The organism is Gordonia oryzae (assembly GCF_003797185.1).
GTDB classification, from domain to species: Bacteria; Actinomycetota; Actinomycetes; order Mycobacteriales; family Mycobacteriaceae; genus Gordonia; species Gordonia oryzae.
On record NZ_RKMH01000006.1, the window covers coordinates 25,156 to 48,670 of the forward strand.

Sequence of the window (23,515 nt, forward strand, 5' to 3'; positions counted from 1 at the left end):
ACTTCGAGGATCAGCTTCGTCGCCCGGTGAAGGCGGCGAGCGCCGCGCGGAACTCCGGCGACTGGAGCAACTCGGTCTGCCCCTCGAGCTCCCGCTCGAGTGCGGACGCGAATCCCGACATCGTGTGCGCGTCGAGAGCCGACTTGGTCAGACGCACCGCTGAGGGCGACAAGCCCGCGAGTTTGTCGACCGCTGCGGCAACCTTCGCGTCGAGTGCCGCACGGTCCTCGAGTACCTCGGTGACCAGTCCGGCGTCGTATGCCGCAGGCGCCCAGAGCTTCTCGCCGAGGAGCGCCATCGCATTGGCGCGCGCCCGACCGACCGCGGCGGCCACCAGCATCGATGCCCCACCGTCGGGCATCAGACCGATGTTGATGAACGCGAGCAGGAAGTAGGACCGGGCGGTGGCATAGATCAGGTCTGCTCCCAGGGCTAGCGAGGCACCGATTCCCGCCGCGGCCCCATCGACCGAAGCAATGACCGGCACCGGTACGGCACGCAATGCGCGGGCCAGATTCGAGCCGGAGGAGATGATCCCGTGCGCCTGCTCACGCCCGAGTCCGTCGAGGCCACCGCCGTGAGCGATGGAGGTGATGTCGGCGCCAGTGCTGAAACTGCCTCCCGCCCCATCGATGACCACCAGGCGAACCGACTCGTCGGCAGTCCAGCTCGTCAAAGCCTCGACGATGCGCCGATTGACATCGGTGTCGAGGGCGTTCATCCGCTCGGGCCGCGAGATCGTCAGCCGCGCCACGCCGCTGTCGTCGAGTGACTCGATCACGCCGGGAACCTCCCGTGCCCCGCCGACCGCGTCGTCGATCGTCGTGTTCTCGCTCACCGCTCCCCTGACTCTCACCGCTGTCCGCATCTGCGGGCACATGCCACACGGTACACCACGAAGAGACCTGAATCACGAGAATGTCGATTAACATATATATGATCAATAGGCATTTCACCAGTACTTTTCTCGAAATATCTCTGGTTCAGCTCTGCGAATAAACTATCCGACTACGATGTCGACGTGACCACCCGGAGTACGCCCCGGCGGCGCCCGGTCGATCGCCGCACACACCTCATCGAGGTGGCCGCGCGCGCCTTCAGTGATGGCGGCTATCACGCGGTCCGCCTCAACGACATCGCCGAGGCCGCGGACATGTCGGCGCCAGCGCTGTATCGCCACTTCCCCAACAAATACGCCCTGTTCGCCGAGGCCACCAGGGTCTTGGCGGACCGTCTCGCCGCCGCCACCTCCAACGTCCCGACCGAGACCGATCCGCGTCAGGAGTTGTACGCACTGCTGGCGGCCATCGCGACGGCCTCGATCGAGAACCGGCGCACCGGCGGTCTCTATCGCTGGGAATCGCGGTATCTGAGCGGGACCGGCGCCGCTCATGTGCGCGCGGTCGTGATCGCGCAGCATCGCCGTATTCGGTCGGCGATCCTGCGCTCGCGCACCGACCTCGACCGCCACGACGCCAACACCCTCGCCGCAGCGATGACCAGTGTGGTGGCCAGCCCCGCCACTCATCGGGCCACGCTGCCGGCACCCGAGGTGCAACACCTGCTCTGCGACGCGGCGATGAGCCTGCTCGACATCGATCTCCTCGAAACCGCCGGGTCGGTTCCCGTTACCGGACCCGGACTCTCTCCGACGGGCAGACGCGAGATCATCCTGTCCGAGTCGATCGCCCTGTTCGCGGTTCGCGGCTTCCACGACGTGACGATCGAGGAGATCGGGCAGGCGGCAGGCATCCCAGCCTCCGGGGTCTACCGGCATTTCACCAGCAAGGTGGCGATATTGGAGGCAGCGTTCTGGCGAGCCTCCGACCGCACCACCGCCAGCATCGCCGACGCCCTCGCCGCGTCGCGGACCCCCGCCGACGCCGTTGCGCACATGGTGCGGCGCTACATCGACCTATGTTGTGCCGCACCGGAACTGATGACCGTTTACCTCTCCGAAGCGGGCCATCTCCAAGCCCACACCCGGACCGCGCTGCGCACCCAGCAACGCCGCAACGTCGAGGAGTGGGCCGCCTGGGTGTGCCGGGCGCACCCAGAGGTCGACGCGAGCCGAGCGCGCTTTTTGGTCCATGCCGAACTGGCGGTCGTCACCGATCTGGTCCACGGGCCCCAACCGCCCGCGCCGGCTCGCATCGACGCAATCTGTCGACGAATTCTCTTGAACCGGTGAATTATTCGACGACCGTGAACCCCGCCAGCATCCAGCGTCTGTCCTGTTTGGTGAGCGTCACCAATACCCTGGACTGATACGGGATGCCTTGGGGCACCTCGCTCGTCAGCTCCGGTGAGGTAATGGCCTGATCCAGGCTGACGAGCACGACGGCGTTGTCGGCACTCATCGACTCGATGCCCCCATGTGCGGCAGTGGCCTTGGAGACGCCCTTGACGTTGGCATTTCCCGCTCGGGCGTCCTGGGAGGACGCGATGAACGTCTTGGCAAAGTCGGGGGTGGAGATCTGGCGGATACGCGCGTCGAGATCGCCGTAGTTCGACGAGTCGTAGGTGGTCAGCGTCGCGGCGTAGCTCTTTGCGGTGTCGATGACGGCCTTCCGGTCGGCATCGGACGGCCCGGCGGCGGCCGCACTGTCGGCGCTGTGCAGGCGGTAGGCCAGCATACCGGTGGAGATCCCAAGCCCGACCACGAGCACCACGAGCACCGCAACCGCCGCGAACAGGGCACGGCTCCCGCCCATCGTCAGGCGCCGGCGCCCAACGGGCCCCGACGTCGCCGCCGATACCTCACCGAGTTTGCGCGGCACCCGATCCGGATCCGACGCGCGGACCGCCTTGCGTTCGGCGTCGGCGCGCAACCGCTCACGCGCGCGGCGATTGGCCTCGAGGAAGCCGAGCCCGTCGAGCGGCGTGGGTTCGGATGTCCCCGATCCGGCGCGCTCACCTGCCCAGTCCAAGTCATCGCCCGCGTCTGCGGTGTCGACGTCTCCCCTGGTCGCACCCTCATCGCCATCGACGGCAAGCGCGCTCTCGTCCACCGGAGAACTCTGCGTGGATCGGCGTGCTGACTTGGGCATGGCCACCAATGTAGCGGCAGTATCTGTGGCGGCGGTCACGGGTAGAGGTATCAGACATATGATTCAGAGGCGGCCGTGACGATCCACGGGCGACGCACGTACCCGAATTCGAGCCGGCGCCGGATGCGTGGCGCACTCAACTCGACGGTCTACGGGGGGCCAATGAAATCCAGCGTGACATCAACAGCACGACATTCGGCGTCCGAGCGTCGGGAGGGTCGGGCGGGCGGCGCCGACGACCATGCGCGCTTGCGTCGCCGGCCGCAGCTCTCCGAGGAGGTCGCCGCGCACCTGCGGCATCTGATCATGACCGCGGACTTCCGGCCGGGCGAGTACATCCGTCTCGACGAAACCGCCGAGCGGCTCGGGGTAAGCGTAACCCCGGTGCGCGAGGCCCTGCTCACGCTGCGCGGGGAGGGAATGGTCAGCCTCGAGCCTCACCGCGGCTATCGGGTTTCCGATCTCGACCGCATCGACGTCGACGACCTCTTCTGGCTGCAAGGTGAGATCGCGGTGAAGCTCGCTCTGCGCACAGCCGAGGTGATTACCTCCGAGGACATCGCCGATCTTGAGTGGTGCAACCAGAAATTTCGCTCGACCGTGGCATCCGGCGACACGGCGGCCATCATCGACGCGGAATTCGAGTTCCACCGGCGCCACAACGTGATCGCGGCCGGCAAAAAACTCGCCTGGTTCCTCTTCTCGGCAGCGCGCTACACCCCCACCCAGCTCTACGCCTCCGACCCGGAATGGGGCGAGGTCGCCCTGGACAGTCACGATCGGCTGATCGCGGCCTACCGCGCCGGCGATCGCGACGGTGTGATCGCACAGACCCGCCGCCAATTCGACGACGGCGCCGAGCGGCTGATGAAACACCTTGATCAGACCGGCATCTGGGATAACCCCGACAGTTGACTCGCGTTGGACGAAAGGGTCAGACGCCGCCCAGGTCCGCCGAGACCCACTGATCTGTCCGGACGGTCACGCGGGTCTGGCTACCGTGCTCGCCGGCGGCGAACTCGACATAGCCGTCAGGCTGGACATGGCTTCGCGGCCAGCGGTTGTTATTGCCGTTCGAAGCTCGATCTGTCGGTGGTCGGGTGCATCATGTGGTGCACAGTGACACACCGCACCCAGTTCCTGAAACGGGAAACACTCCGCGTAGTCTCCGGGTTATATTCCACAGATTGTCCACAAGCGAAGGGAGATAGCTATGTCGGACCACACCTACCGTGCTATCGACATCGCCAAGTGGTTTGTGGCCTGGGCAGACCCCGAGGACGCACTCACGAACATGAAGCTCCAGAAGCTCTTGTACTACGCGCAGGGCCATCACCTGGGGAGCAACGGCAAACCGCTATTTTCAGACTCGCTGCAGGCCTGGTCGCACGGTCCCGTCGTGCCTGCGGTCTACCACGAGTTCAAGAGGTTCGGCGCGGCACCGATCGAGCTGGATGACAGCGATGACTTCACATGGGATCGGATCGACGACGACACGTCCTTCTACCTGGGCCAGGTCTGGAACACATACGGCGGGTTTACAGCTGCCCGCTTACGGAATATGACCCATGAAGAGGCGCCCTGGCTCAATGCTTGGGGTGAAGGCGATTTGCGCGGCTCGACCATAGCAGTCGATGACATGCGGTCGTTTTTCGCGCCCGCGGCTCAACGGTGAGGCGGTGGGCGCGAAGAGCGGCAAGCGCGGAAAGCGTCCAGCGGCACCCGCAGATGGTGTCGGAGTGCCTACGGAGCCGCGCAATCACAATGCGGAGAGTCCAAAGTTCTGTTTGAAGCACCTGGTCAATGATTTTGATGTCAAGGCGCTTGACCAAGAGCGCGTAAAGGCATTCGCCGAGACGCTGCAGCGGCTATGCGCTCTGACCTGGAACGATCTGGGTCAGGCTCCGCGCAAAGGACTCGGGTACGAGCAGATTCCCAAGCATTCGATCAAACCGTCGATTCCGCAGGCTTTCGAGGATTCGGACAAGTTCATGGTCTTCCGCTACTGCGGGCAACTGCCGATGGCGGGCGTGAGAGTGCGGGATGTGTTCCACGTTGTGTGGATCGAGCCAGAGTTCAACAAGCTGTACGACCACGGCTCAAGCTAAGCCAGTACCGCGTCGGTTACGCCCGATATCATCCAGTGATGACCAAGCACATCACCGACGCCATGATCGACGCCGAGCTGGCCCGTCAAGACCGCAATAGGGACTCTGGGGTGGTTGAGGTTGTCGGTCGTGTGGACGCCAACCTGTCGTTCTCACAGGTGGTGATCGCCGTCGTGGTCGCCAACCTCATCACAGCAGTCATCCTCGGCATTGTCGCTGGGATCGTCACGCTCGCGGTGATCGCCGGAACGACGTAATAGTGCAGCGGCGTGGCGCCTTGAATCTAAATAGGAGACAGCTGGCCTTATGCTGCAACAAATCTCGCCGTGTCACCAGATGAGGTCAGCCCGATCGGAAGCCAAATCATCGCGATCGGTGAGGTAACTGTTTTGTGGGCCGCCGACGCACGAATCGATCGAGCAATACGAGCCAGCGCTGCAGTATCAGGAGAGGGTCGATCACACAGTAGCCGGTTCGTCAGGGCGGCAGCAGTCGTGGAGCACATCGCATCGGAAGCGATAGATGCAGCGGCCGGCCAGCTAAGAAAGAAGGCTGCGGAGAACCACGCTCAAGTGGTATTCGTCGTGGCGCACGTACTCGACTACCCCACTGTTGAAGCCTTCAGCTCCCCACTGCTGGCTCATCATCTGCCCAAGCCAGACCTACCGACGAACGTCGATGCCCTTTGGATGCTGTTTGGAGAGTCAACGGCCCTCGGCTCTGCCGAGCGAACGCTCATCGGCACGGACGCACAGTCGCCGTTCCAGTTCCAACTGGAGGTCGCCGACGACAGCGCCCCTGACTGCCGCAAAGACGACGAATAAACGTCGGATCGGCTCGATGGACCCGGCGGCTCCACGGACGTATCCACTGTTCATCGGTGGGGCGGGCGGGGCTCGAACCCGCGACCTACGGATTATGAGTCCGCGGCTCTAACCGACTGAGCTACCGCCCCAGCGGGCACGTCGTGCCCGAGCAGCGACAATACCGCACGGTGCGGCAGCCGCGATCATGCGTCGCCCTGGCACCTCGGGCATAACCGACCGCGGTGCACCCGGGCACTAGACTCTACGGCGTGCCTGACGCGGTAGCACCGACGACGCGTCCGGCGAGCGAACGAGAACGAGAACCAGCGAAACAGGAGTGACGGCGCATGGCCGGGGTCGATGACGCAAGACCGGGGCGAGGGCTCCCCGAAAGCCTCGTCGACGTGGCCGCCCGACGCATCCGCGACGCCATCTTGTCCGGGGCATTGGCGCCGGGCGAGAAGATTGTCGAGGAGAATCTCTGCGCAAGTTTGGGTTTCAGCAGGGCACCCATTCGGGAGGCACTCCGACTCCTTGCACAGCAAGGAGTCGTCGAGCATCTGCCCCGCCGCGGCGCGAGGGTGGCCGAGTGGTCACCGCGAGACATCCTGCAGCTGTTCGAACTACGTCAGCTACTCGAGCGCTTCGCCGTCGAATCGGCATTGCCGCTGACCGATCCGGAAACCCAGTTGGCGCCGGTTCGCGCCGCGATCGAGCAACTCGAGAACGCCTCCGACGAGTTGGACAAAGACGACGCCCACCGGCGTTTTCATGCCGCCGTCGTGGGACTCGCCGGCAATCGGCAGCTCGACATCGCCCTGGCACCGATCCTGCTGAAGCTTCAGCTGCCGATGGCGGTCAATCTACGCGCGGAAGCCGCCGATCACGGTTCGCATGACGGTTTGCGTCGCCACCACGACATCCTCGCCGCGCTCGAGGCCAACGATGTCGCGGCCACCGTGGCGGCGCTGCGCGATCACGGCCACCTGCGGTACCTCGACCTGGTCGCCGCGCTCGACGACGACGCGGCATCCGCCTGAGATCCGCCTCGCACGCGCTCCGCCACTCCTGCGCGCATGCGGCGTGTGACGCCGCCTAACACGAACGACACACAAATGTTCTACGTCCGCCATGATTCTGTCGACAATCGACGATATGAACATTCGCAGCGGCTCCGGTGGACCCCTCGGAGGTCCGACCATCGCGGAAATTCTCGACAGCCACCTCAGCGGCGGCGGATCGCCGACTCGCACCGCCCGGCGGGTGGCCGACGCCATCGCCGCCCGCGGGGAAGACGGAACCTGGATCTCGACGGTTGCCGGCGATGACCTCGTGCGCGCCGCCGCGGACCTCGAGGCGCGCCCCGGTGCCCGCGCGCTGCCGCTCTATGGGATCCCGTTCGGGGTCAAGGACAGCATCGACGTCGCCGGGGTACCAACGACGCTGTCGTGCCCCGACTACGCCTACACGCCCGACACGACCGCGCCGGCGGTACAACGCCTGCTCGATGCCGGCGCCCTGTACGTCGGCAAGACCAACCTCGATCAGTTCGCGACCGGACTCAACGGCACACGCACCCCGTACCCGTTGCCACGCAGCGTTTTCGGCAATGAGATGATCTCGGGCGGTTCGAGTTCCGGTTCCGCCCTCGCGGTGGCGCTCGGCGAGGTTCCGTTTGCTGTGGCGACGGACACGGCGGGCAGCGGTCGGGTGCCGGCGGCGCTCAACGGGATCGTCGGCTACAAGCCCTCGCGGGGATTGATCAGCGCGGTCGGACTCGTTCCCGCGTGTAAGTCGTTGGACTGCATCACCGTGATGGCCGACGGCATCGACGACGTCGACCGCGTGATGGCGGTGATGGCAGCCCGCGACGAGGCCGACCCGTGGTCCCGCTCGCCCGGAGCGGACCACCGCGGGGGCCTCACCGTCGGTCTGCCACCGATGTCGCAGCTGGAGTTCTTCGGCGACGACGCGCTGCGCGAGGCTCACCAGACGTTCCGGGAACGGCTCTCGCACATGCGCTTCCCGGTTCCGGTCACCATCGAGGAGATCTCTCTCGAACCGTTCCTGGCCGCAGGCGAATTGCTCTACGCGGGTCCATGGGTCGCCGAGCGGCTCGTCGTCTTCGGGGAATTCCTCGCCGCCCATCGGGACTCGATCCATCCGGTCGTCCGCGAGATCCTCGAAGGCGCAACCAAGTACACCGCGGTCGATGCCTTCGCCGCCATGCAACGACTCGCCGAACTGCGCGCCGAGGTCGGCCGGGTCTGGGACGGGATCGACGTCCTCGTCATACCCACGATCGGCCGCACCTTCACCGTCGCGGAGGTGCTCGCCCAACCCCTGGCGACCAACACCATGCTCGGCCACTACACCCACTTCGGCAATCTCCTCGACCTCACCGGGGTCGCTGTCCCACAAGGACTCACCGCCGACGGCCGACCGCACAGTGTCATGGTGCTCGGCAACGCCCTGCACGACGACGCGGTGCTGCAGATGGCGGCGAATCTTCTCGACGAACCGCGCCATCACCCTGGGCATCAGCACCCCGCCGACACCGACTCTGAGGCAACCACTCGCGCGTCGTAGACAACCGCCGTCGACAACCGCCGCCACCCCCTTCGCTCGCACCCACCGGAGACACCATGGCCGTGACCATCCCTGCCACACCCGCCCCGATCGACCTCGATCTCGATCACACCGCGCTGCTGATCATCGACATGCAGCGCGATTTCCTGCTTCCCGGCGGTTTCGGGGAGTCCCTCGGCAACGACGTCACCTTACTGCAGAAGGTGATTCCGCCGCTGGTTGACCTTCTCGCCGCCGCACGTCGAGTGGGCTTACCCGTCATCCACACCCGCGAAGGACACGAACCGGACCTCTCCGATTGCCCGCCGGCCAAGCTCCGACGTGGCACGCCCAGCAAACGCATCGGTGACACCGGGACGTTCGGCCGGATTCTGATCAGGGGCGAGTACGGGCACGACATCATCGACGAACTCGCACCCGCCGCGGGCGAAGTGGTGATCGACAAACCGGGCAAGGGCGCCTTCTACGCCACCGGGCTCGCAGAGGTCCTCCAGAGCCGCGGCATCACCTCACTGCTCGTCACCGGGGTCACCACTGAGGTCTGCGTCCACACCACCACACGCGAGGCCAACGACCGCGGCTACGAGTGCGTCGTCATGTCCGACTGTGTCGGTTCGTATTTCCCCGAATTCCAGCGTGTCGGCCTGGAGATGGTCGTCGCCCAAGGCGGCATCTTCGGGTGGACCGCCCACAGCGCCGACGTCATCGCCGCACTGGACGGTTCCAACACCGACGACGCCGCTTCCTGATCCGCCCCGCCACGGACACCGACGTCCCCCAGTCCCGACCACCCCAGTCCCCCGACTCCCGACTCCCGACACAGCATCCGCCCGAGCACCTCAAGGAATCGCGATGAGCGCCACCGCCGAAACCACCTCTCCCGCAGCAAATCCGTCCCCCACACCGAACCCACGGATCCCCTGGTGGACTCGTGGCGACACCAACGCGTTCTTCGGCCTTGGTTTCAACATCCTGGTCAACGTGTTAACCCTGACCGGCCTCATGATCGGTGTGGTCAAGATCCCCGCCGACGATGTCTTGGGGACAGTGCTCCCGGCTCTCGGCGTCGCGTTGATCCTCGGCAACGTCTACTACACGTTCCTGGCCCGGCGCCTGGCCCGTCGTGAAGGCCGCACCGACGTGACCGCGCTGCCGTACGGCCCGAGCGTGCCCCACATGTTCATCGTCGTCTTCGTCGTGATGCTGCCCGTCTATCTCACGACCAAGGACGCGATGCAGGCCTGGGAGGCCGGTCTCGCGTGGGCGTTCATGATCGGCGTCATCGTTATGATCGGCGCGTTCGTTGGGCCCTACGTCCGAAGACTGACCCCGCGCGCAGCAATGCTCGGCACCCTGGCGGGCATTTCGCTCACTTTCATTGCGATGCGCCCGGCCGGACAAATGTGGGACGCCGCCTGGATCGGGCTGCCGGTGCTGGGCATCATACTGATCGGCTTCTTCACCGATGTGCGGCTACCCGGCAACATCCCCGTCGGCCTGGCCGCTCTGCTGGTCGGTACGGCGATCGGCTGGATCGGTGGCTTCATGTCGGTACCCGACCTCACCGCAGCGGTCTCCGACATCGCGGTGGGCATCCCCGACCAGCGCTTCGACATGCTGTTCTCCGGACTGGGACATCTCGCCCCGCTGCTCGGGACGGCGATCCCGTTGGGCGTCTACAACTTCACCGAGGCGATGAGCAATGTGGAGAGTGCCGCGGCGGCCGGCGACAGCTACAACCTGCGCAGCGTGCTGCTCGCCGACGGCGCCGGTGCGTGCATCGGTGCGGCGTTCGGGTCACCGTTCCCGCCCGCGGTCTATATCGGTCATCCCGGCTGGAAGGATGCGGGCGGTCGCGCCGGGTACTCCCTGGCGAGCGGGGTCGCGATCGGTGTGCTGTGTTTCGCCGGACTCTTCGGGGTGCTCGAGGCGTTGCTGCCGGTTCCGGCGATCGTCCCGATCTTGCTCTACATCGGCCTGCTCATCGGCGCCCAGGCGTTCCAGGCGGTGCCACGTCTGCACGCGGTCGCGGTGGTTGCCGCGATCCTGCCCAACCTCGCCCAGTGGGGCAGCGGGCTGATCGACAACGCCCTGTCCGCGGCGGGGACGACCGCCGACAAGGTCGGCGACGCTGCTCTCGGCAATGCCGGCCTGGTCTACAGCGGCCTGACTACACTCGGCCAGGGCGCGGTGCTGGTAGGACTGATCCTGGGCACCATCGTGACCTTCATCCTCGACAAGAAGTTTCACTACGCGGCGATCGCATGCGGCGTCGGCGCCGTGCTGTCGTTCATCGGGCTCATCCACGCACCGGAGGTGGCGTGGGCGGCCAATCCGGCTGTGGCCCTGGGTTACCTCTTCTTCGGCCTGATCTGCCTGGCGTACTGGTTCCTTCCGGGAGCCCGCATCCCGGTGGTCGTCGACGAGGCCGACGTCGTCGCCGGTCACTGAGAGCCCGAGGGACTGCTCGGGTGGCGCGAACTGGCGTTTTGTTCTTTGCCCGACCCATGCGCTAAAGTCAGCGTTCGGTTCTGATGCCGCCCCGACGGGGTGACACCGGCACCACCCGAGCAGTCCCCCATAGCTCAATTGGCAGAGCATTCGACTGTTAATCGAACGGTTACTGGTTCGAGTCCAGTTGGGGGAGCAACAAAACCGCCTGGTCACAGGCGGTTTTTTGTTTTTCGACTCACACCACGTGGGTCATCGTTGCCGGCGAGTCAGCCCCGGACAGGGCCAGCACCTCATCGAACCCGGCGACGACGCTGTCGGCGAAGATCTCCGGTTCGGTGATCGACGCCGCATCGAAATTGATTCCCAGACACGCAATGCCGTTGTGGGTGATCATCGTCGCCATCACCGCGCAGCCGGGCAGCGGGCCGAAGGGATACATCCGTTCCACCTTGGCGCCGGCGACGAAGGTCTCCCATGGGATTCCCGGAACGTTGCTCGCCTGCAGGTCGTTACCGCTGGTGGCCCCGCTGAAACGTCCCAGCAGCCATCCCGGTATCCAGGCCAGTACTGGTCCCATGGTGTTGAACACGTCGACGGCGGGTTCGGTGCGCGCCGCCCGCACCTGCTCGCGGATCGTCAGCACCCGCTCGAAGGGGTCGGCGATGCCGACCGGACCGGCCATGCGGCCCACCGCAATCCGATTGCCTCCTTCGGGGTCCTCGGGTCGGCGTACCGAGATGGGAATCGCCACCGGAATCGCCTCCACCGGCCGGCCGAGGCGCTCGTGATAGATGCGGAATCCGCCGATCAGGCCACCCAGGTACACGTCGTTGACCGAAGCACGCACCGCCGACCCGGCGGCACGCAGATCGGCGAAGGGTACCTCGAACGCCGCGAACCGCCACGACAGGCTGCGATGGGCCAGCAGTGGTGACCCGGGTGGGCTTACCAGACCGGCCACCCGTGGCACCGAACGTCCGTAGCGCAGTGCCTTGCTCAACGCCCGTTTCGGGTCGACGAGTGCACGGGCACCGCTCACCACGACGTCGACGCGATGCGGTACCCGCGCCACCTCGTCGCCGATCTGACGACGCAACACCTCCAGTGCCGAGACGTCGACCGGGGCGGGCACAGGCGGCTGCGGCTTGTCGGGTTTCGGCTCGCGGGTGGTCGAATGCAGTTGCGCCAGTGCGATGATCGCGCCGAGACCGTCGGTCAGCGCATGGTGACCCTTGAGGAAGTACGCAGCCTTGCCGCCGGGCAGCCCCTCGATGAGATAGCCCTCCCACGGCGGCCGCGCCGGATCGAGCGCCGTCATCGCCAATTGCTCACAGGTGGAGAGCAATTCACGCATCGAGCCGTCCCCGGCCAACCGTAGCCGGCGGACGTGATAGTGCAGGTCGAACTCGGGGTCGATCGCCCAGCTCGGGGTGCCGGTACCGAACGGCGAGTCGATCACCCGCTGCCGAAAGCGCGGCGCCATTCGGCTACCCCACTCGTGGGCGGCGATCAGCCGATCCCATTCCGGCACAATGTCATAGATCTCCAGCATGCAGATCGTTCCGCGGAGCCGGCGATCACTGTCGCCCCGCCACATCACGGTGTCGACCGGGCTCATATGCGGTTCGGTGCCCCAGTCGAGTGGACGGTCCTCGCTCATCCGATCACCTCCTGGTCCGCGGCCGACCGACCGTTCTCGAAAAGGTCGACCGGCCAGTCGGCCAGTGTCGAGATGAATTGTTGCCGAATCTCTTCGGCGCGGTGCCCGATGTCTTCGGCGCTCCAGGACGAGGTGTCCACCGGCTCGAGCACCTTGACCTGCACCACGCCGGGCTTGATCAGCTGCGCCCCGCGCCACATCAGCTCACCCGTGTTGCGCAACACCACCGGCACCACCGGCACCCCGGCCTGCATCGCAATGTGAAAGGGACCTTTCTTGAACAGTCCAACTCGTGGTGTCGCCGAGCGGGTTCCCTCGGGTGCGACGACCAACGAGGCGCCCTCGTCGCGGAGTTTGGCCACCGCGGGCGCGAGCTGCTCGATGGCTTTCCCGGCGTCGGCCCGATCGATGAACACCACCCCGGCGGCGTCGAGGACCTGGCCGAAGACCGGTAGCCGGCCGATCTCCTTCTTCGCAACGCCCGTCGCATCGGAGCGCACCAGGTGGATCATCACCGGCAGATCGAGTTTCGACTGATGATTGAAGACGAAGACGCACGGGCGAGCCGACGTCAGATACTCTGCGCCACTGATGACCTCGACACGCACCCCGGCCAGCGCGAGCCCGACATCCATACCCCCGGACACCGCGGACTGCATCATCTCCGCCGACCGGTCCCGCCGCACCAGCCCACCGAGCACCCCAACCGCGGCCGAGGTGAGAAAGGTGCCGTAGAAGGCGCCGGTGCGCACCGCCATCTCGAGTCGATTGTGGGTTGGGTTGCGCAGATCCAGGATCGGCCATCCGCGGGCGAGCGCCTCGGCGCGCAGGACGCGTTTGGGCGACACCGCCGCCGGATGTCCCACCGACTCCAGATACGGAATGTCCTCGTTGCCGTCGCTGTAGGCGAACGACGCGTCGAGATCCATGTCGTGTTCGCGTGCCAGCGCACGCACCGCCGCCGCCTTTCCCGGCCCCCACAATGGCCGGCCCACCACCCGACCGGTCACCACGCCGTCAACCACTTCCACGTCGGTGGCCAGCGCGTGATCGGCGTCGATCTCACGGGCGATCGGGGCGATCTGGAACCGCGTCGCCGACGACGCGATGACGATGCGGTGGCCCATCGCCCGATGTGCGCGCAGGATCTGCCACATCTGTGGTCGCAGTTGGGCGGCCGTCTCGTGTGTGAACAGGCTCTCGCCCAGCGCGAGCAGGTCGTCATAGGTCTTGCCGGCGAATGTGGGTCGCGTCGCGTCGAGCACCTCGGCGTAGTCCTGCTCGGATTCGACGCCGCGCAGTCCGATAAGCAGGAAGTCGGCGAGTTCACGGAGTCCGAATTCCATACTGCGCACCCGCGCCCCGATGATCGCGGTCGCCGAGAAGCCCTCGATCAGAGTGCCGTCATAGTCGAAGAACGCCCCGACCTGCTTGCCGCGCTTAGCCGATCGGATCTGCGCCAATCGCTCGGCGAGCGCGCTCACCGGATGCCCCCGATCTGCTCGGCCTCGATCGCCGCGATCTTGGCAAGCCGTTCACGCATCTCCTCGACCTCATCGAGCCACGCCCGCCGCGCCCCGGCAAGACCGACGCCCGGCTCGGCGTCCGCCGCCCGAGCGATCAGATGTCGGTTGTCGGCAAGCCGGTACGCAGCGTCGTACAACTCGGTCGACACCGAGTCCTTGCTGCGGATCACCGCCTGCAGTTCCAGCTGGCGGCCGAGTCCAAGACAGTCGGCGAGCACCCGCTCCTTGTCGATGGGTGCGTCGCCGAGCGCGACGAGTCGTTGCGCGACAACGAGTTGCGCGTCGAAGAACGTCTGCAGTGTGCGCCGGGCGAACAGCGCACCGGACGTGGCGAGCAGGGTCTGGTGGATCCACTGTGGGGTCGGTGGGGTGTCGCGCCATTCGGGGGCGATGAGGTCGAGTTCGGCGCCGAGTCGGTGCAGGAACATCTCTTTGGTGGGAAAGAAGAACTCGAACTTCAGCAGATCGCGGATACGCAAGGCCTCCTGTTGGGAGGCGGCCAGCATCGCATCCACATCGGCCTCGAAATCGCCGCGATCGGCGGCCACCAAGGCCATCTCGACGATCGCCCGGTCGACGAAGTGGTGCAGGGCGCCGTTGCGGTAGTACGCGGCAACGGCATGATTGCCGGGTGCGATCGACCAGACGGTGTCGGTGCCACCGTCGAATCGGGTGAGCACCCCTGCGGCGGTGAGTTCACGCAGCGTCGAGAGCAAACCGAGGCCGCGGCACAATTGCGCGTCCGGCCCGGGCAGTCCCCGGCGGTCGATATAGTCCAGGAGCGGCTCGAGGATCTCCTCGATCTCCCCGGCCGTATAGGCACGCTCTCCCGCGCCCAGCAGTGCGAAACCTGCCAGGGACGTGGCCGAAATCGGTGTGGCGGCGTTGATCTCGTCCATCACCCGGAAGGCGATCTTGTCCAGCGCCGCCGGATCATCCCCACCTTCGACGATGGCCTCGCGCAGCGAGAAGGGTGTCCCGAAGCGCACCCGCGCCGTACCGAGGTGGGTGCGTTGAGCTTTGGCGTACTTCAACAGCCAGGTGACGTCCTCGGGCTTCTTCGCACCACCGGCCGATTCCCGTGCCATCGCTGCGATCTCGTGGAGTTGGTCGTAGACGATCGAGGTCGGCACCACCATCATGTCGGCATCGTCGAGCTGTTCGATCGCGTCGACCACATACGACAGCAAGCCGAGTTTCGGTGGGCGGAGTTTGCCGGTTCGGCTGCGACCGCCCTCGATGTACCACTCGAGATTGAAGCGCTTGTCGACGATGAACGACAGGTAGGAGCGCATCGCGAACTTGTAGACCGGGTCGCCGCCGAACTTGCGCCGGATGAAAATCACTCCCGCGCGGCGTGCCACCGGCGCGATCGGCCAGATCGCGAGATTGTTGCCACCGAGGACCAGATTCGGTGGGAAGTCATGGCTACGAAGGACTTCCGAGAGCACCAGGGTGTCGACGTAGGAGCGGTGCGAGGGCAGGAAGATCAGACCGTGGCACTTGTTCAGCGCGCGCAGACGGCCGAGGGTGTCCAGGTCGACAGACACCGTCCACGCGCGCTCGTAGAGCGCGCGGAACGTGGAGGAGAATACGTCGTCCATGAGCCGGCTCTGGGTGGCCACGAAGGCCGACATCTTGTCGGTGGCCTCGGCCATCACCGCGGCCACCGGCCGGCCGAGATCGGCGGCAAGTGCGGCGGCATTGTCACGGAAACGTGCCGAGGAACCGATCTGTTCGGCGACCAGGCGCGGCACCTTGTAGCGGTCGCCGACGATCTGGCGTTCGGCCCGTTCGGCCGACAACGCCGCCTGTACCCCCACGAACGCGGTGAAGGCCTCTCCCTCCGCCGACGACTGCTCATGCCTGGCGCGCAGATCGGCGACGGTGGCCGCCTCCCCGACGGCCACCCGCACCCGATCGGGTCGGCGCTTCTTGATCGCGTTCTGCCGAAAGGCCGGCGGTCGCCGCGGATTCGACAGCACGAGAACGTCGGCCACCGACACCCGCCGCTCCCCCTTGCGGACCGGGGGAAGCCACACCACGCGTGCGGGGATGAGTGCGGTCTCGGGTTCGAGGTTCTCGGCATCGATCTCGTCGAGGGTCCGCAACAATGCGTCGGGATGTGCGGTCTGAGCCCACTCCGCCACCACCTGTCGCTCGCACGGCGTCCCGACCTCCGCGAGCACGATGTCTGTCAACGACCGCCACCTCTCCTCATTCCGACGACTCCCGGCACGAACCATTGTGACCCACACCACACCGCGCGTTCAGCTGAACGCCGGGAATCGCCTCGTGTCGCCGCCCGACTCGGCCCGGGCAGGCGTTCCGTGCCCATGCACCCGACGCGGCGGGCCACAGTCCCGATCTCACACAAGCACCCCGTCACCGCAGGCGCCCAAGCGTGGCGTTCCCGACGTGAACGCACTGAGGGCGATGCCGGCCGTCACACCGGTTCCTGCGTGATCAGCGGCATCGGATTCGCGATCGTGATTCTGGGCCGAAAAGACTGACCAGACCAGAACCGACTGACGTTGAGCCCGGACCGGTGATCACATCGGTTCGGGCTCAACGTGTTTGCGGGCGGCCGCAGCCGCTGCACGCCTCCTTCGGTCCATCGATGCGTCAACCCGCCCGTGGAGTGTGAGGCACCTCACCTGAACTCGTCCGGAGTGAAACACCGCGCTCACTGCCCATTCGGACAGGTATGCCCCCATACTTCTGTGCATCGTCCACGACGTACCGAGGGAGGCGACCATGACTGCGACCGCCGATCACATCTGGGGGCGTCCGCGCCCCATCCCCGACCGCTGCTCGGGCATCCACACCTACGCGGGTGGGTGCGTCTACAACGCCGACGACCCGCACCGACCGATGTATCCGGCCGAATTGCGTCCGGGCATCCGTACCGAAGCGGCCTGAGCGCACTGCTCGGCAAAGGCCTCTGAGCGCACTGCTCGGCAAAGGCCTCGGTCAGCCGATGCCCTCGGTGGGGTCGACGGCCTGCTCGAGCAGACTGCGGCGATAGGCCTCGAGTGCAACCAAATCACCGAAGACGGCGTTGTACGCGTCGGGGTCCTCGCTGGGCGCCATACGCCGCAGGCGTGACTTGATGTCGGCGATCTGCGCACCGACCCACACCTCTTGCAAGCGGGCGAGCACGCTGTTGACGTAGCGCGGGATGTTGTCCTCGGTCACGCTCATCGGCTCGACGGCGAGTTCGGTCACCATCGGCGAGAGCACCGGGTCGTCGACCTCGTGGTTCACCGCGTCCACCCATTGCGCGCCACCCATGCCCGACGACGTGCCGCCGAGGTCGGCCATCGCCTGACGCAACCGCATGTAGATCGGCTCGGTGAAGCACTCGGACGGAAGCGAATCGAACACCGTCCCGGCGATCGCCGGGTACTGCAGCGCCGCCTTCAACGCCTCACGTTGCGGCCAGAGCCGCGGGTCGTCGGCGCGGGGACGCGCCGACGACGGGCCCTTCGCCGCCTCGGGTCGATCGCGTCGCATCCCCGACGCCCCGGTTGTCTGTGCGCGGCCCGTAGCGCGGTTGTGCCGGGCGGCTTCCTCGCGGACCCGGGCGAGCACCTGCGGCACCTCTTCCCACCCCACCCAGCCGGCGAGTTGGCGTGCGTACTCGTCGCGCAGTGCAACGTCTTTGATGCGGGCCACCACCGGCACCGCTTCACGCAGCGCATGCACCCTGCCCTCGGCGGTGTCGAGATCGTGCGCGGCGATCAGTGTCTTGATCGCGAACTGGAACATCGGGATTCGGCGGGCGATCAGGTCGCGTACTGCGGCCTCGCCCCGCTCCTGCCGCAGTTCACACGGATCCATCCCGTCGGGGGCGATCGCCACGAAGGTCTGCCCGGCGATCGACTGTTCTCCTTCGAAAGCCTTGAGCGCAGCCGCTTTTCCCGCGTCATCGCCGTCGAAGGTGTAGATCACCTCGCCACGGAAGTACGAGTCGTCCATCATCAGCCTGCGCACCAGCGCCAGATGATCCTCGCCGAAAGCCGTCCCGCACGAGGCGACCGCCGTGGTCACCCCGGACAGATGCATCGCCATCACGTCGGTGTACCCCTCGACGATGACCACCTGATGACCCTTGGCGATGTTCTTCTTCGCCAGATCCAGACCGAACAGCACCTGAGACTTCTTGTACAGCATGGTCTCCGGCGTGTTCATGTACTTGCCGAGATTGTCGTCGTCGAAGAGTTTGCGCGCTCCGAAGCCGATGATATCGCCGCCGAGATTGCGAATCGGCCAGAGCAGCCGACGATGAAACCGGTCGATCGGTCCCTTGCGGCCCTCCTTCGACAGTCCCGCCTCGCGAAGCTCGTCGAACTCGAAGCCCTGACCGAGCAGGTGTGTGGTCAGCGTGTCCCAGCCGGCCGGGGCATACCCACAGCCGAACTGCGCCGCAGCGGCCGCGTCGAAGTGACGTTCGGTCAGATAGTCGCGTGCGATCTGCGCTTCGGGTGAGCGCAGTTGGTCGACGTAGAACTTGTGTGCCGCGGCATTCGCGGCGGCCAGGCGGGCCCGGGTGCCGCGATCACGCACGACACTCGGTCCGCCGCCCTCGTAGTGGATCTGATAGCCGATCCGGTCGGCGAGTTGCTCGACTGCCTCGACAAAACCGATGTGCTCCTGCTTCTGCAGAAAGCTGTAGACGTCGCCGCCCTCACCGCACCCGAAACAGTGGAAATGGCCGTGCACCGGGCGGACGTGGAACGACGGGGTCTTCTCGTCGTGAAAGGGACACAGGCCCTTGAGGCGATCGGAACCGGCCTGGCGCAACGCCACATACTCGCCGATGATGTCCTCGATTCGCGTCTGCTCACGGATTGCCGTGATGTCGCGATCGGGGATTCGGCCTGCCACTTCGCCCAGTGTAGTGACCGCGACCGTGGTGATCGCGACCGACGTGACCGGCGAGGAGGAACCGCACTCAATTCCCCGGATCGGCCTTCCCCGAAGGCGCCGTGGTCGACGCGCCCGATCCGGCTGAGTCGTCCTGCGCTCGATCGCTCATCGCTGCTGTTGAGGATGCCGTTGACGACGTAGTCGCCGACGGCGAGATCGCAGGTGACACGGCGGCCATGGACGACGGCTCGGCTGCGGCGGTTGCGGTTGCCCAGGGCGTGGTTGCCGCGGGTGTCGGAGTAGTCGTCGTCGCACTGGTGGACGTCGGTCTGGTGGGAAGTCACGACGATCGTTCTGCCGAGCGCCGACGGCGTCGGGGCAGGGACGAGTGCAGCGGTGGACGTGGTCGTGGGGGGGCGACCGCCGCCGCGAGCCGGGACTCACCGGTGCCCTGACCGATGGCGCTCACACCGGATCACCACCCCGACAGATGCCGGGGCCATCCTGAATCGGCAAACACCGCGCGATGAACCTGGCGCCCGAGGATCTTCGGCACCGCGCCCGAATATTCACCCCAGATGTGCCTGCGCGCCCGAGTTCTGCTTGTCCATCCGTTCGAGTCTGCCCTCGGTCATCGACGCGATCTGGTCGACGATGACCCTGGTGCGGGCGGTGTCGTCGGCGGCATGTTCCCAACTGGGAACGAAGACCGGGTCGAGCCCCCCGGGAGCCGCGGCGCTGAGCCACTCGCCGACACGGTGGATGCGTTCGCGCTGCCGAGCCTGATGGGCCTTGTGCCGCACGTTGGAGAAGATGAACCGCAGCGCAAGGGTTTTCAGGATCGCCACCTCGGCGGCGATGAGCGGTGGCACGGACAAGTCGGCGTCGTACCGGGACAGCGACCGCCCGCCCACCACCTCACGGGTGCCGGTGATCGCCGCTGAGGCGAACCGGCCGATGAGTTCGCTGGTGAGCCGCTTGAGCCGGACCGACGCGTCCAGACTGCCGTCGAACACCCCGACAGCGCGCACGATCTCCATGCGGGAGAGACGTTGTGCGGCATCGATCAAGGGTTCGGGCTCGAGACCAGGGAACTCCTTGATCCCGATCTCGGCGAGCGTGCGTTGGTCGTCGGGATCGGCGAGGGTGCGCAGATCGATACGGTTGGCGATGACACCGTCCTCGAGGTCGTGGACCGAGTAGGCGACGTCGTCGGACCAGTCCATCACCTGCGCCTCGATGCACTGCCGATCGCCCGGCGCCTCGCGTCGGACCCAGTCCAGTGCCGCGGCGTCGTCGGCGTAGGCTCCGAACTTCACCTTCGGCGGCCGGCGGGTCCACGGGTACTTCAGCGTCGCATCGAGAGAGGCGCGCGTCAGGTTGAGCCCGGCACTGCGGCCCTGATCGTCGAGCAACTTCGGTTCGAGCCGGGTGAGGATCCGCAAGTTCTGCGCGTTGCCCTCGAATCCGCCGATTTCGGAAGCAAATTCGTTGAGCGCACGCTCGCCGTTGTGCCCGTAGGGGGGATGGCCGATGTCGTGGGCGAGGCCGGCCAATTCCACCAGGTCGGGTTCACAGCCGAGGCCGATCGCGATACCGCGGCCGATCTGCCCGACCTCGAGCGAATGGGTCAGACGGGTACGCGGCGTGTCGCCCTCGCGCGGTCCGACGACCTGAGTCTTGTCAGCGAGGCGACGCAAGGCAGCCGAGTGCAGTACGCGCGCGCGGTCGCGCGCGTACTCACTGCGGTGGTCGGTTCGGGTTCCGGGTAGGCTCGCGACCTTGGCGCCCTCGGGCACCATCCGCTCGGTGGCCTCATCGCCGTAGAATGCCGTCGGGGGAATCCCGGATTGGGACCCGGACCGTCCCGTCGGAGTGCGGTCAGTCAAGCACCCAGCCCCGGGCGACGGCGAAGTCGGTGATCCGGCTGCGGATCGCGACGATCTGCGCGGCCGTCAGGGCGTCGGAGGAATCGAGCAGAAGTTCGGTCACCTCTTCGGTGAATGCGGCCGCATCCAACGATCCGCCACCGCCGGCACGCGGACGGCGCGGACGATCCCGATCGCCACCGTGTGAACGGCCATGGTCGTCGCGGCGATGATCGTCACGGCGGTGATCATCGCGTCGCGGCGGGCGTCCCCCACCGGATTCCTCGGCCGGAGCGGCCTCGGTGACCGCGACGTTGATCGCCTTGGAACCACGGTCGGTCTCCTCGACATCGAAGGAGACCTTGGCGCCCGGCTTCAGATCGTTCTCGTCGATGTCGATGTCGTTGATGTGCAAGAACACGTCTGCCCCACCGGATTCCGGGGCCAAGAACCCGAACCCCCGGTTAACGTCGTAATGGACGACCTTGCCACTGACTGCCACGATTGCACTCACTCTCTACTGATCGCTGCGGCGGACCCCGTGCCCGAACCTCGCGACTCCGCTCCAAGTGTGACAGACAGCCGCAGGTCAAGCCCAATCGAAAGTTGTTCGCCGATCAGGAGCCGAGGAGTCTGCCTCCCAGATACTCGGCCACCTTGTCCAGGGCAACCCGCTCCTGGCTCATGGTGTCGCGCTCGCGGATGGTGACCGCGTGATCGTCGAGGGTGTCGAAGTCCACGGTCACACAGAATGGTGTGCCGATCTCGTCCTGGCGCCGGTAACGCTTACCGATGCCCTGCGCATCGTCAAATTCGACGTTCCAGTTCCTGCGCAACTCGCTGGCGAGATCCTTGGCCTTCGGCGAGAGTTGCTCGTTGCGTGAGAGCGGCAGCACGGCCACCTTGACCGGAGCCACACGGCGGTCGAGGCGCAGCACCGTGCGGGTGTCGGTGCCGCCCTTGGCATTCGGCACCTCCTCCTCGGTGAGTGCGTCACACAGAAACGCCATTACCGAGCGGGTCAATCCGGCTGCCGGCTCGATGACGTAGGGCGTGTAACGCTCGCCGGAAGCCTGGTCAAAGAACGACAGGTCCTCACCAGAGGCCTTCGAATGCGTGGAGAGGTCGAAGTCGGTGCGGTTGGCAACGCCTTCGAGTTCACCCCACGGGTTACCGGAGAAACCGAACTTGTACTCGACGTCGACGGTGCGCTTGGAATAGTGCGAGAGCTTCTCCTGCGCATGCTCGTAGAGCCGCAGGTTCTCCGGATCGATCCCGAGGTCGACGTACCAGTTGAATCGCTGATCGATCCAGTACTGGTGCCACTGCTCGTCCTCGCCGGGCTTGACGAAGAACTCCATCTCCATCTGCTCGAACTCACGGGTGCGGAAGATGAAGTTGCCGGGAGTGATCTCGTTGCGGAAGCTCTTGCCGATCTGGGCGATCCCGAACGGGGGCTTCTTCCGGGACGTCGTCATGACGTTCTTGAAGTTGACGAAGATGCCCTGCGCGGTCTCCGGTCGGAGATAGTGCAACCCCTCCTCGTCGTCGACCGGACCGAGGTAGGTCTTCATCAAACCGCTGAATGCCTTGGGCTCGGTCCACTTTCCGGGCTGGCCGGTCTCGGGGTCGTTGATATCGGCGAGGCCGTTCTGCGGCGGGTGTCCGTGTTTGATCTCGTAGGCCTCGATGAGGTGGTCGGCCCGATACCGCTTGTGGGTATAGAGCGACTCGACGAGCGGGTCGGTGAACACCTCGACGTGACCGGAGGCCTCCCATACCTGCCGCGGCAGGATCACCGACGAGTCGAGGCCCACAACGTCGTCTCGGGAGGTGACCATGGTGCGCCACCATTGCCGCTTGATGTTCTCCTTGAGTTCCACACCGAGCGGCCCGTAGTCCCACGCCGAGCGCGTTCCACCGTAGATCTCACCACTCGGGTAGACCAGACCGCGCCGCTTGGCGAGGTTGACAACGGCTTCGACTTTGGACGGGGCGGCGGCCACGATGAATCGCACTCCACAGACGTTGGGACAAGGTCACGCCGCCGACACCTTCGATGACGGCAACCCCTACAGGGTAGCCGCCGATCACAGACGGAGAATAATCGCCGATCCGCTCGATGGTCCCAACCCGACGACCACGCCACCGCACGCCTCTTCACACCAGCGCGGCCCGGGCATGCCGTATCCGCGTGTCCCAGAGCACGAGCCGAAATCCCCACCGGGAGCACCTGCGCAGCCGTCGACGTTCCGCGGCGAGGTAGTCGTCGAACCAGCGCTGAGGGTCGGCGCTGAATTCCACGCGCGGTGCGTACCCAGAACGCCGGCGGCAGATCGCCGATCGTGCGCCGGCGCCTGACCGGGCCGTACCGGCGTCGCACCCATGCGCGGTACCCGACGCGGGCGATCGTCGGTAGGAAATCGCGCACCTCGTCGCTCACCGAGATCTCGGCCGGCCGCGGAATCTGGGTACTCGTCGAAGTCATCGCGGTCGGCGGCCCACCGGACCCACACGCCGGCCGTTGACCGCACGCCGACATCGGCTGCCGGTCCTTGGCGTCGCCGAGGATGGCTGCGGCC

The 23,515-nt window shown here is 66.0% G+C and carries 23 protein-coding genes and 2 tRNA genes; 14 read left to right on the forward strand and 11 right to left on the reverse strand.

Features of this window, described 5'->3' with window-relative positions; translation table 11 throughout:
* Positions 1-10: 10 nt before the first annotated feature.
* Positions 11-838: an enoyl-CoA hydratase-related protein gene (locus EF294_RS08830; protein WP_123928384.1), complete on the reverse strand. Its 828-nt coding sequence runs from the start codon at positions 836-838 to the stop codon at positions 11-13.
* 183 nt (positions 839-1,021) lie between these two features.
* Here EF294_RS08830 and EF294_RS08835 point away from each other — a divergent pair, with 183 nt between their 5' ends.
* Positions 1,022-2,191, forward strand: coding sequence for a TetR/AcrR family transcriptional regulator (locus EF294_RS08835; RefSeq protein WP_185091004.1), 1,170 nt, complete (start codon positions 1,022-1,024; stop codon positions 2,189-2,191).
* Position 2,192: 1 nt separating this feature from the next.
* Here the strand turns inward: EF294_RS08835 and EF294_RS08840 are convergent, their stop codons facing one another.
* The gene (locus EF294_RS08840; protein WP_246007764.1) at positions 2,193-3,050 is read right to left on the reverse strand and encodes a hypothetical protein; all 858 of its coding nucleotides are present in this window, start codon (positions 3,048-3,050) and stop codon (positions 2,193-2,195) included.
* 162 nt (positions 3,051-3,212) lie between these two features.
* Between EF294_RS08840 and EF294_RS08845 the strand changes: the two genes are divergently transcribed.
* From EF294_RS08845 to EF294_RS08870, 5 genes are all read left to right on the forward strand, one after another.
* Positions 3,213-3,965, forward strand: coding sequence for a GntR family transcriptional regulator (locus EF294_RS08845; RefSeq protein WP_123928390.1), 753 nt, complete (start codon positions 3,213-3,215; stop codon positions 3,963-3,965).
* A 298-nt stretch (positions 3,966-4,263) separates the two neighbouring features.
* Positions 4,264-4,725 (forward strand): Panacea domain-containing protein, encoded by a 462-nt coding sequence (locus EF294_RS08855; RefSeq protein WP_123928393.1) that lies wholly within the window; start codon positions 4,264-4,266, stop codon positions 4,723-4,725.
* Between the two features lie 4 nt (positions 4,726-4,729).
* Complete coding sequence (locus tag EF294_RS08860; RefSeq protein WP_123928395.1) at positions 4,730-5,158, forward strand: hypothetical protein; 429 nt, start codon at positions 4,730-4,732, stop codon at positions 5,156-5,158.
* Positions 5,159-5,196: 38 nt separating this feature from the next.
* Positions 5,197-5,415, forward strand: coding sequence for a hypothetical protein (locus EF294_RS08865; protein ID WP_123928398.1), 219 nt, complete (start codon positions 5,197-5,199; stop codon positions 5,413-5,415).
* 237 nt (positions 5,416-5,652) lie between these two features.
* Complete coding sequence (locus EF294_RS08870; RefSeq protein WP_123928402.1) at positions 5,653-5,982, forward strand: hypothetical protein; 330 nt, start codon at positions 5,653-5,655, stop codon at positions 5,980-5,982.
* A gap of 57 nt (positions 5,983-6,039) precedes the next feature.
* On the opposite strand, the gene EF294_RS08875 is transcribed toward EF294_RS08870, so the two are convergent.
* Positions 6,040-6,113, reverse strand: a tRNA-Ile gene (locus EF294_RS08875).
* Between the two features lie 198 nt (positions 6,114-6,311).
* Between EF294_RS08875 and EF294_RS08880 the strand changes: the two genes are divergently transcribed.
* The 5 genes from EF294_RS08880 to EF294_RS08900 all read left to right on the forward strand — a co-directional run bounded on the left by EF294_RS08880 (position 6,312) and on the right by EF294_RS08900 (position 11,200).
* Positions 6,312-7,004: a GntR family transcriptional regulator gene (locus EF294_RS08880; RefSeq protein ID WP_123928405.1), complete on the forward strand. Its 693-nt coding sequence runs from the start codon at positions 6,312-6,314 to the stop codon at positions 7,002-7,004.
* Between the two features lie 115 nt (positions 7,005-7,119).
* Entirely contained in the window at positions 7,120-8,553 is a 1,434-nt protein-coding gene (locus EF294_RS08885; protein ID WP_123928409.1) for an allophanate hydrolase, read from the forward strand.
* Positions 8,554-8,609: 56 nt separating this feature from the next.
* Positions 8,610-9,302, forward strand: a complete 693-nt coding sequence (locus EF294_RS08890) for a cysteine hydrolase family protein (protein WP_123928412.1) — start codon at positions 8,610-8,612, stop codon at positions 9,300-9,302.
* Positions 9,303-9,405: 103 nt separating this feature from the next.
* Positions 9,406-11,004, forward strand: a complete 1,599-nt coding sequence (locus tag EF294_RS08895; protein WP_123928415.1) for a regulator — start codon at positions 9,406-9,408, stop codon at positions 11,002-11,004.
* A gap of 123 nt (positions 11,005-11,127) precedes the next feature.
* Positions 11,128-11,200: transfer RNA gene (locus EF294_RS08900), tRNA-Asn, on the forward strand.
* Between the two features lie 42 nt (positions 11,201-11,242).
* Here the strand turns inward: EF294_RS08900 and EF294_RS08905 are convergent.
* The 3 genes from EF294_RS08905 to EF294_RS08915 are packed head-to-tail and all read right to left on the reverse strand — an operon-like array spanning position 11,243 to position 16,394.
* Positions 11,243-12,667, reverse strand: coding sequence for a wax ester/triacylglycerol synthase domain-containing protein (locus EF294_RS08905; RefSeq protein WP_123928418.1), 1,425 nt, complete (start codon positions 12,665-12,667; stop codon positions 11,243-11,245).
* Positions 12,664-14,151, reverse strand: coding sequence for an HAD-IB family hydrolase (locus EF294_RS08910; protein WP_123928421.1), 1,488 nt, complete (start codon positions 14,149-14,151; stop codon positions 12,664-12,666). Before EF294_RS08910 ends, EF294_RS08905 begins: the two co-directional genes overlap by 4 nt.
* Positions 14,148-16,394 carry a glycerol-3-phosphate 1-O-acyltransferase gene (locus EF294_RS08915; RefSeq protein WP_123928424.1) on the reverse strand — a complete coding sequence of 749 codons (2,247 nt, stop codon included), beginning with the start codon at positions 16,392-16,394 and terminating at the stop codon, positions 14,148-14,150. The genes EF294_RS08910 and EF294_RS08915 overlap by 4 nt, the downstream gene beginning before the upstream one ends.
* A 556-nt stretch (positions 16,395-16,950) precedes the next feature.
* Between EF294_RS08915 and EF294_RS21385 the strand changes: the two genes are divergently transcribed.
* The gene (locus EF294_RS21385) at positions 16,951-17,115 is read left to right on the forward strand and encodes a hypothetical protein (protein ID WP_185091005.1); all 165 of its coding nucleotides are present in this window, start codon (positions 16,951-16,953) and stop codon (positions 17,113-17,115) included.
* 51 nt (positions 17,116-17,166) lie between these two features.
* On the opposite strand, the gene dnaG is transcribed toward EF294_RS21385, so the two are convergent.
* Positions 17,167-19,083 (reverse strand): DNA primase, encoded by a 1,917-nt coding sequence (dnaG, locus tag EF294_RS08920; protein WP_123928427.1) that lies wholly within the window; start codon positions 19,081-19,083, stop codon positions 17,167-17,169.
* Positions 19,084-19,184: 101 nt separating this feature from the next.
* On the opposite strand from dnaG, the gene EF294_RS21390 reads away from it, so the two are divergent.
* Complete coding sequence (locus tag EF294_RS21390; protein ID WP_185091006.1) at positions 19,185-19,520, forward strand: hypothetical protein; 336 nt, start codon at positions 19,185-19,187, stop codon at positions 19,518-19,520.
* 114 nt (positions 19,521-19,634) lie between these two features.
* Here the strand turns inward: EF294_RS21390 and EF294_RS08930 are convergent, their stop codons facing one another.
* The 4 genes from EF294_RS08930 to EF294_RS21395 form a co-directional block, all read right to left on the reverse strand.
* Positions 19,635-20,954 carry a deoxyguanosinetriphosphate triphosphohydrolase gene (locus EF294_RS08930; RefSeq protein ID WP_425459413.1) on the reverse strand — a complete coding sequence of 440 codons (1,320 nt, stop codon included), beginning with the start codon at positions 20,952-20,954 and terminating at the stop codon, positions 19,635-19,637.
* A complete protein-coding gene (locus tag EF294_RS08935; protein ID WP_123928430.1) occupies positions 20,947-21,435 on the reverse strand; it encodes a cold-shock protein in 489 nt (162 codons plus the stop codon). Before EF294_RS08935 ends, EF294_RS08930 begins: the two co-directional genes overlap by 8 nt.
* Positions 21,436-21,550: 115 nt before the next feature.
* The gene (locus tag EF294_RS08940; RefSeq protein WP_123928433.1) at positions 21,551-22,951 is read right to left on the reverse strand and encodes a glycine--tRNA ligase; all 1,401 of its coding nucleotides are present in this window, start codon (positions 22,949-22,951) and stop codon (positions 21,551-21,553) included.
* 142 nt (positions 22,952-23,093) lie between these two features.
* Positions 23,094-23,237: a hypothetical protein gene (locus EF294_RS21395; protein WP_185091007.1), complete on the reverse strand. Its 144-nt coding sequence runs from the start codon at positions 23,235-23,237 to the stop codon at positions 23,094-23,096.
* 5 nt (positions 23,238-23,242) lie between these two features.
* Between EF294_RS21395 and EF294_RS21400 the strand changes: the two genes are divergently transcribed.
* Positions 23,243-23,461: a hypothetical protein gene (locus EF294_RS21400; protein WP_185091008.1), complete on the forward strand. Its 219-nt coding sequence runs from the start codon at positions 23,243-23,245 to the stop codon at positions 23,459-23,461.
* Positions 23,462-23,515: the final 54 nt, after the last annotated feature.

Bases quoted from the DNA above. Each gene is read 5' to 3' on its own strand.
- EF294_RS08840 (WP_246007764.1), bottom strand. From the start codon at position 3,050: ATGCCCAAGTCAGCACGCCGATCCACGCAGAGTTCTCCGGTGGACGAG.
- EF294_RS08845 (WP_123928390.1), top strand. From the start codon at position 3,213: ATGAAATCCAGCGTGACATCAACAGCACGACATTCGGCGTCCGAGCGT.
- EF294_RS08855 (WP_123928393.1), top strand. From the start codon at position 4,264: ATGTCGGACCACACCTACCGTGCTATCGACATCGCCAAGTGGTTTGTG.
- EF294_RS08865 (WP_123928398.1), top strand. From the start codon at position 5,197: ATGACCAAGCACATCACCGACGCCATGATCGACGCCGAGCTGGCCCGT.
- EF294_RS08880 (WP_123928405.1), top strand. From the start codon at position 6,312: ATGGCCGGGGTCGATGACGCAAGACCGGGGCGAGGGCTCCCCGAAAGC.
- EF294_RS08885 (WP_123928409.1), top strand. From the start codon at position 7,120: ATGAACATTCGCAGCGGCTCCGGTGGACCCCTCGGAGGTCCGACCATC.
- EF294_RS08890 (WP_123928412.1), top strand. From the start codon at position 8,610: ATGGCCGTGACCATCCCTGCCACACCCGCCCCGATCGACCTCGATCTC.
- EF294_RS08895 (WP_123928415.1), top strand. From the start codon at position 9,406: ATGAGCGCCACCGCCGAAACCACCTCTCCCGCAGCAAATCCGTCCCCC.
- EF294_RS08905 (WP_123928418.1), bottom strand. From the start codon at position 12,667: ATGAGCGAGGACCGTCCACTCGACTGGGGCACCGAACCGCATATGAGC.
- EF294_RS21385 (WP_185091005.1), top strand. From the start codon at position 16,951: ATGACTGCGACCGCCGATCACATCTGGGGGCGTCCGCGCCCCATCCCC.